The following is a 2055-nucleotide window of genomic DNA, read 5'->3' as shown; positions in this document are numbered from 1 at the left end:
CCCGCCGAACGGATCGGCGGGGGCGGCGTCGTGGTGCGGTACAGCCGGGGGCCGGTCAGCCCTCCATGATCGCGCGCATCAGGCGCGCGGTCTCGGACGGCGTCTTGCCGACCTTGACGCCGACCGCCTCAAGCGCGTCCTTCTTCGCCTGCGCGGTGCCCGCGGAGCCGGAGACGATGGCGCCGGCGTGGCCCATCGTCTTGCCCTCGGGGGCGGTGAAGCCCGCCACGTAGCCGACGACCGGCTTGGTGATGTGCTCGGCGATGTACGCCGCCGCGCGCTCCTCCGCGTCGCCGCCGATCTCGCCGATCATGACGATCGCGTCGGTGTCCGGGTCGTCCTGGAACGCCTGGAGGCAGTCGATGTGCGTGGTGCCGATGATCGGGTCGCCGCCGATGCCGACCGCGGTCGAGAAGCCGATGTCGCGCAGCTCGTACATCATCTGGTAGGTCAGCGTGCCCGACTTCGACACCAGGCCGATGCGGCCCGGCTTGGTGATGTCGGCCGGGATGATGCCCGCGTTCGACTGGCCCGGGGTGATCAGGCCGGGGCAGTTCGGACCCACGATGCGGGTCTTGTTGCCCTTCTGGCCGGCCAGCGCCCAGAACTGCGCGGTGTCGTGCACCGGCACGCCCTCGGTGATGACGACCGCGAGGCCGATCTCCGCCTCGATGGCCTCGACGACGGCGTCCTTGGTGAACTTCGGCGGTACGAAGATCACCGTGACGTCCGCGCCGGTCGCCTCGATGGCCTCGGCGACCGTGCCGAAGACGGAGATCTCGGTGCCGTCGACGTCGACCTTCTCGCCGGCCTTGCGCGGGTTCACGCCGCCGACGATGTTCGTCCCGGAGGCCAGCATGCGGCGGGTGTGCTTCATACCCTCCGAGCCGGTCATGCCCTGGACGATGACCTTGCTGTCCTTGGTCAGGAAGATAGCCATGGCTGGTTCAGGCTCCCTTTACTTCGCTGCCGCGAGCTCGGCGGCACGGTCGGCCGCGCCGTCCATGGTGTCCACCTGCTGGACCAGCGGGTGGTTCGCGTCGGTGAGGATCTGCCGACCCAGCTCCGCGTTGTTGCCGTCGAGGCGGACGACGAGGGGCTTGGTGACCTCCTCGCCCTTGCTCTTCAGCAGCTCCAGCGCCTGCACGATGCCGTTGGCGACCGCGTCGCACGCGGTGATGCCGCCGAAGACGTTGACGAAGACCGACTTGACCGCCGGGTCGCCGAGGATGATCTCCAGGCCGTTCGCCATGACCTCGGCCGACGCGCCGCCGCCGATGTCGAGGAAGTTGGCGGGCTTGACGTCGCTGTGCTTCTCGCCGGCGTACGCGACGACGTCCAGGGTGCTCATCACGAGGCCCGCGCCGTTGCCGATGATGCCGACCTCGCCGTCCAGCTTGACGTAGTTGAGGCCCTTGGCCTTGGCCGCCGCCTCCAGCGGGTCGGCCGAGTCCTTGTCCTCCAGCGCCGCGTGGTCCGGGTGGCGGAAGTCGGCGTTCTCGTCCAGCGTGACCTTGCCGTCGAGCGCGATGATCCTGCCCTCGCCGGACTTGATCAGCGGGTTGACCTCGACGAGGGTGGCGTCCTCGGCGACAAAGACGGTCCACAGCTTCTGGAGCGCCTCGACGAGCTGGTCGTGCAGCTCGGCCGGGAACTTCGCGGCCTCGACGATCTCGCGGGCCTTGGCCGGGGTCACGCCCTCCAGGGCGTCGACCGCGATCTTGGCGAGCGCGTCGGGGTTCTCCTCGGCGACGACCTCGATCTCCACGCCGCCCTCGACGGACGCCATGGCGAGGAAGGTGCGGTTGGTCCGGTCGAGGAGGAAGGAGACGTAGTACTCCTCCGCGATTTCACCGAGGCCGGCCAGCATGACCTTGTGGACGGTGTGGCCCTTGATGTCCATGCCGAGGATGTCGGTGGCCTTCTCGACCGCCTCGTCCGGGGAGAACGCCAGCTTGACGCCGCCCGCCTTGCCGCGGCCGCCGACCTTGACCTGGGCCTTGACGACCGCCTTGCCGCCCAGGCGCTCGGTGGCGGCCCGGGCCGCCTCCGGGG

2 protein-coding genes are annotated in these 2055 nt (G+C 69.7%); both read right to left on the bottom strand.

What is annotated here, in order from left to right:
- Window positions 1-55: 55 nt before the first annotated feature.
- The gene (gene sucD, locus ACRX5S_RS14770; protein WP_436773355.1) at window positions 56-940 is read right to left on the bottom strand and encodes a succinate--CoA ligase subunit alpha; all 885 of its coding nucleotides are present in this window, start codon (window positions 938-940) and stop codon (window positions 56-58) included.
- 18 nt (window positions 941-958) lie between these two features.
- A partial coding sequence (sucC, locus tag ACRX5S_RS14765) for an ADP-forming succinate--CoA ligase subunit beta (RefSeq protein WP_436773354.1) occupies window positions 959-2055 on the bottom strand: 1097 nt, incomplete at its 5' end.

The organism is Yinghuangia sp. YIM S09857 (assembly GCF_051388915.1).
Taxonomy (GTDB): Bacteria; Actinomycetota; Actinomycetes; order Streptomycetales; family Streptomycetaceae; genus Yinghuangia.
Note: the sequence above shows the minus strand (reverse complement) of the source record. Positions and strands in the feature narration are given on the sequence as shown.